This is a genomic window from Flavobacterium sp. ABG (assembly GCF_001027725.1).
Classification (GTDB): Bacteria; Bacteroidota; Bacteroidia; order Flavobacteriales; family Flavobacteriaceae; genus Flavobacterium; species Flavobacterium cupriresistens.
Map to the genome: position 1 here is coordinate 37,469 of NZ_LEKS01000029.1, position 6,000 is coordinate 43,468.

Consider the following 6,000-nt stretch of genomic DNA (forward strand, 5'->3'; position numbering starts at 1 on the left):
CTATTACAAAAAAGAGAGAATAAATAATATTTTATCACCAAATACTACTATGGGACATTTACTTCAAAATACTATTTTTGGAAGTGCCAAAAATAAGGCTAACACTTTTATTGGTGGGGTTTCTGCTACACTTAACACACCCGCTTTAATTGCCTCGAAACTAAAAATAAATATAAACAGGATTGAATTATTTTCCATTGTTGGAAATGATATTCAACTATTAATTACAGGAGGTAATTATGAAATCCCTGCATCAGCTTTTGTTAACTCTACTTTGACATATTACGATGATCGTTCCGGTTTAATCCTTTCGATTTTAGGAAATTCATTTCAAGGTTGCACAAATCTTACCTTCATTAATCTCCCGAACTTAACGACGATTTCCGGTTTTTTCACATTTCAAGGATGTACATCAATAACAACATATAATTTTCCAAATCTTACAAGTCTTACTAACAGTTACACATTTGACACGAATACCTCCTTAACTTCATTTAGCGCTCCTAATTTAATTTTGACGTCTTCTAATAAATGTACTTTTTTAAATTCCAATAATTTATCCTCTTTGACAATTGGAAAACCAACCAGTCTGGGAGACAGTACATTTTTAGGAACCAAAATTACATCTATAGATTTATCTGATTGCGAGACAATAGAGGTAAATGTCTTTCAAAACTGTACCTTATTGTCCAATGTTGTAAACATGGATAAAGTTACTTCAATAGGTGCAGGAGCTTTTAGTACTTGTAGTTCACTATTGAGTTTCTCAGCAAATTCATTACTAACAATTGCTACCGGAGCATTCCAGAATTGTAAAAGCTTTACAGCATTAAGTTTTCCTAATCTGACTACTATTTCAGGTAATTACACATTTCAAGGATGTACCTCAATAGTCTCATATCATTTTCCAAGTCTTACAACTCTTAATAACAATTACACATTCTACAATAATACCTCCTTAACTTCATTTAGTGCTCCTAATTTAATTTTGACGTCTTCTAATAAATGTACTTTTTTAAACTCCAATAATTTATCCTCTTTGACAATTGGAAAACCAACCAGTCTGGGTGATCGTACATTCACAGGAACTAAAATTATATCTATCGATTTATCTGATTGTACGACAATAGAGGCAGATGTATTTCAAAACTGTACCTTATTGTCCAATGTTGTAAACATAAATAAAACTATTTCAATAGGTGAAGGTACTTTTAGTAATTGCATTTCATTATTGAATTTCTCTGCAAATTCATTACTAACAATTGCTTCCGGAGCATTCCAAAATTGCAAAAGCCTCACAGCTTTAAATTTTCCCAATTTGACTACTATTTCCGGCAATTTTACATTTCAAGAGTGTTCCTCAATAGTGTCATATCATTTTCCAAATCTTACAAATCTTAATAACAATTACACATTTTACAATAATACTTCCTTAGCTTCATTTAATGCGCCTAATTTAATTTTGACGTCTTCTAATAAATGTACTTTTTTAAATTCCAATAATTTATCCTCTTTGACAATTGGAAAACCAACCAGTCTGGGAGATCGTACATTCACAGGAACTAAAATTACATCAATAGACTTATCTGATTGTACAATAATAGAGGCTAGCGCGTTTCAAAACTGTACCTTATTGTCCAATGTTGTAAACATGAATCAGGTTACTTCAATAGGAGCAAATGCTTTTAGTAATTGTAGTTCATTATTGAATTTTTCTGCAAATTCATTATTAACAATTGCTGCAGAAACATTCCAGAATTGTAAAAGTCTTAGTACTTTAAGTTTTCCTAGTCTAACTACTATTTTTAATAATGGCGCATTTCAAGGTTGTACTTCATTAACCACATGTAGTTTCCCTAGTTTAACAACAATGACCGGAAGTTCACAGTTTTACATATTACCTTCTCTGATTTCATTTGCAGCCCCAAATTTAGTTTTAACATCTTCAAATCTATCAGTCTTCTTTGGATGCACAAACCTTTCTTTAATCCTTGGAAAACCTACTGGTTTAGCTAGAAATGTTTTAACAGGAACAAAAATTACGTCTATAGATCTGTCTAATTGTACAACTATTGATACAAGTGCATTTCAGGACTGCGCTTTACTCTCCGATGTTACAAATATGGATCAGGTTACTTCAATAGGAGCAAGTGCCTTTAATAATTGCATTTCATTATTAAATTTTTCGGCAAATTCATTATCAACAATTGCCGCGGGAGCATTCATTAATTGCAAAAGCCTTACAGCTTTAAATTTCCCTAGTTTAACTACAATTTCTAATAATGGTTTACAAAACTGTGCTTCTTTGACTTCTTTCAACACTCCTAACTTACTGACTTTAGGTTTGACAAAAACAAATAATTCGGTCTTCGCATTTGTAAAAGAAGGGATTACAATTACTGTTCCGTTAGCCTTACGTACAGCAAATGATGGTGAACCTGATGGAGACTTAGTTTATGCAACTGGCACAAGAGGTGCAATAGTTAATTACGTATAAAGATAGTAGAAAATCATTGTACTAATTTAAAAACACTTATCTACCAAAATATTATTCTTGAAATTGAAACAACACTAGATCACTTTTCTTCAAATTACTAACATGAAGAACTACTTCATTCATTACAAACGATACAATCGCTACTACTCCTACTAAATTAAATGTTATGTTTAAATAAAATCCAATTACGGGTATAACTGCTCACTTTTAACAATCAACACAATACATACGCATAAATACGAAATATCTTTAATTTAAAAATCAATCATGGGAAGTCTACTACTAAACACCATCTTCGGAAAATTAAAATACAACGCAAACACCTATATTGGGGGCGTTGGGGCTATCATTAACACACCTGCGCTACTAGCTACTAAACTTGAAATCAATGTTAATCGGATCAAATTTTTTCGGGTTATAGACAATAATATTGAGTGTTTAATATTGGGAGGCGCTTATAGTATCCCATGGGGAGCTTTTTATAACAATACTTCGTTGACTTATTACAATGATCTGTCAGGACTCGTTATATCAATAGCAGATGGTGCATTTAGTGGCTGTACAGAAAGTACAGAATATAATTTCAGTAATCTTACCTCCATTAGAGTAAACAATGTTTTTACTAATAATTCATCTCTCTTGCACTTTAACGCACCACTACTAAAACTAACTGCATCAAATAGTAGTGTTTTTGAAAATTGTATTAAACTAACTACTCTTACAATAGGAAAGCCAACAGGTATAGGCATCAAAGCTTTTGCCAATTGTCCTAAAATAACTTCAATTGATTTATCTGAAGCAACCTCAATTGGTAATACCGCATTCCAGGGATGTGAATCATTAGTTAATATTGTAGACATAAATTCCGTAATTTCAATTGATTATGCAGCATTTAACAATTGCATATCATTGGCTAACATTACAAGTATGAATTCCGCAATTTCTATTGGTAGTTCAGCATTTTCTCAATGTTACGGATTAAAAAACACCATAACAGCTAATTTAGTAAAATCGATTGGTGGTAATGCTTTTAATGCCTGTACAGGAATAACAGGTTATTATTTTGATACGCTAACTTCTATTATGGAAAATACTACTTTTCTCAATAATACATCTCTCATAAACTTTCATGCCCCATTACTAAAACTAACCGCGTTAAATGCAAGTATTTTTGCAAATTGCATTAAATTAACCACCCTTACAATAGGGAAACCAACAGGTATAGGCGCGCGAGCTTTTAACAATTGTCCCAAAATAACTTCGATTGATTTATCAGAAACAACCTCAATTGGTCGTACCGCTTTCCAAGGATGTGAATCATTAATTAATATTGTAGACATAAATTCTGTAATTTCAATTGATTTCGCCGCATTTCACAATTGTACATCATTAGCAGACATTACAAATATGAATTCGGTGACTTCTATTGGTGGTTTAGCATTTTACCAATGCTACGGATTAAAAAACACCATAACAGCTAATATAATAAAGTCTATCGATGATAGTGCTTTTCATGGCTGTACAGGAGTAACGGGTTACTATTTTGATACACTAACTTCTATTACGGGAAATAATGTTTTTGTTAATAATACATCTCTTGTGAATTTTAATGCTCCATTGCTAAAACTAACCGCATTAAATAAAAACGTTTTTGCAAATTGCAATAAACTAACTACTCTTACAATAGACAGACCAGCGGGTATAGGAGATAATACATTTTTTAATTGTACCAAAATAACATCTATTGATTTATCTGAAACAACCACAATTGGTCGTACCGCTTTCCAAGGATGTGAATCATTAATCAATATCATAGACATAAATTCTGTAATTTCTATCGATTATGCTGCATTTCACAATTGTATATCATTAGTTAACATTACAAATATGAATTCAGCCACCTCTATTGGTAGTTCAGCATTTTCCCAATGTTCTGGATTAAAAAATACTATAACTGCTAATTTAATAAAGTCGATAGGAGATAATGCCTTTTATAGCTGCACAGGAATAACAGGTTATAACTTTAATAGTCTAACTTCTCTTAAAGGAAATAATACTTTTAATAATACCTTTAGTAATAACTCATCCATTATCAGCTTTCACGCCCCATTACTAAATACATTAGGAAATTCTGTTCTACTCAATGGCATTTTTAATAATATAAAAATGGGTTGTACTATAACGGTTGCTGCATCGCTCCAAACAGCAAATAATGGTGAACCTGATGGAGATTTAATCTATGCTGCCAACACAAGAGGGGCTAATATAATTTATGTTTAAAAAATCTATAAAAAATTGAACACAAACCATAACCGAATAAAAGTAGCCAATTTAGAAACAAATGGACCAAACAAAATTTTAACTACAAATACTACAGGAGAATTAAAATTTAGTGGTATTAACGCAATATTGATTAAGACCTAATTACTAACGGAATCCCAAAAGCCTTAACCGCTGTACAAGGTAAGATTCTAAAAAGAACTAATTGGCTCTCTAATTACTGACAAAGTAGAAAAATAACCGGTGATTTTTTAACAATAGCTGCCGAAATCATTAAACTATTAAGGAACTAAAGCACGTTTAGAACTGAGCCAGGAAATAGGATATCGTAAATCAAATCTAAGTGCGTACAGACCAAAATATTCCTTCTTCTTGGTTAGGGAAAACTGGAATCAATTCCAAAAGTTGTTGAGCAATTTTTAGAAATTCCCTTTTGTTAGAATTAGCAGGTCTTATACTTTTTCATCACAGTTTTTTTAAGTCCCAACTTCTCGCTTTTACAATCTCGCAAAGACGCCAAGCTCCTAAGTTTATTCTTCTTATTTTCAAGCTTTACTTCTCTATTTTCCCCTATCTCACTTTGGGTTTCACGAAATGTCACGGAGTCTCAAAGTTTTTTTTCTTCTTTTTTCTCAAAAATTTGCGATTTTGCGACTCTGCGAGATTTTGTTTGTGATTCCTTCAGCAACTGCGAAAAACAAATCTTTATTTTTACAAAAAGAGAAACTACAAACAGTATTTTACTGTTGAAAGTATAACCAGAAGGAGCTTATTACAAAATTATCCTTTTTTGAGAAGGCCAAATATAAAGCTAACACCTTTATTTTTCCTTTTTAGGTTAACGAATATTAATAAAAAGTAAAATCAATTATATTTTTTCCAAAAAAAAACTTCAATTAGCAAAAGCCAATTGAAGTTTTAGTACTCAGAGCGGGACTTGAACCCGCACGAACATTGCTGTTCACTGGATTTTAAGTCCAGCGTGTCTACCAATTTCACCATCCGAGCATTAATAATATTTTCTGAAAAGAATAAAAAACCCTGTTTTTCAGAACAGGGTTTTTCAAAAGAAAGGCGACGACATACTCTCCCACATAACTGCAGTACCATCTGCGCAGGCGGGCTTAACTACTCTGTTCGGGATGGGAAGAGGTGAGCCCCGCCGCAATAACCACCTTAAGGTCGTTGTTACTTGAGGTAACGTACAATTAATTAAAAATTTA

At 32.2% G+C, this 6,000-nt stretch carries 2 protein-coding genes, 1 tRNA gene and 1 rRNA gene; 2 read left to right on the top strand and 2 right to left on the bottom strand.

Annotated elements, in window-relative coordinates; translation table 11 throughout:
• Positions 1-49: 49 nt before the first annotated feature.
• On the top strand, positions 50-2,497 hold the full coding sequence (locus AB674_RS20920) for a leucine-rich repeat domain-containing protein (protein ID WP_047779238.1): 2,448 nt from the start codon (positions 50-52) through the stop codon (positions 2,495-2,497).
• Positions 2,498-2,764: 267 nt separating this feature from the next.
• The gene (locus AB674_RS20925; RefSeq protein ID WP_047779239.1) at positions 2,765-4,777 is read left to right on the top strand and encodes a leucine-rich repeat domain-containing protein; all 2,013 of its coding nucleotides are present in this window, start codon (positions 2,765-2,767) and stop codon (positions 4,775-4,777) included.
• Positions 4,778-5,699: 922 nt separating this feature from the next.
• Here AB674_RS20925 and AB674_RS20930 read toward each other — a convergent pair.
• Both AB674_RS20930 and rrf read right to left on the bottom strand, forming a co-directional pair.
• Positions 5,700-5,785, bottom strand: a tRNA-Leu gene (locus AB674_RS20930).
• Positions 5,786-5,846: 61 nt separating this feature from the next.
• Positions 5,847-5,956: ribosomal RNA gene (gene rrf, locus AB674_RS20935) — 5S ribosomal RNA — on the bottom strand.
• Between the last annotated feature and the right edge of the window lie 44 nt (positions 5,957-6,000).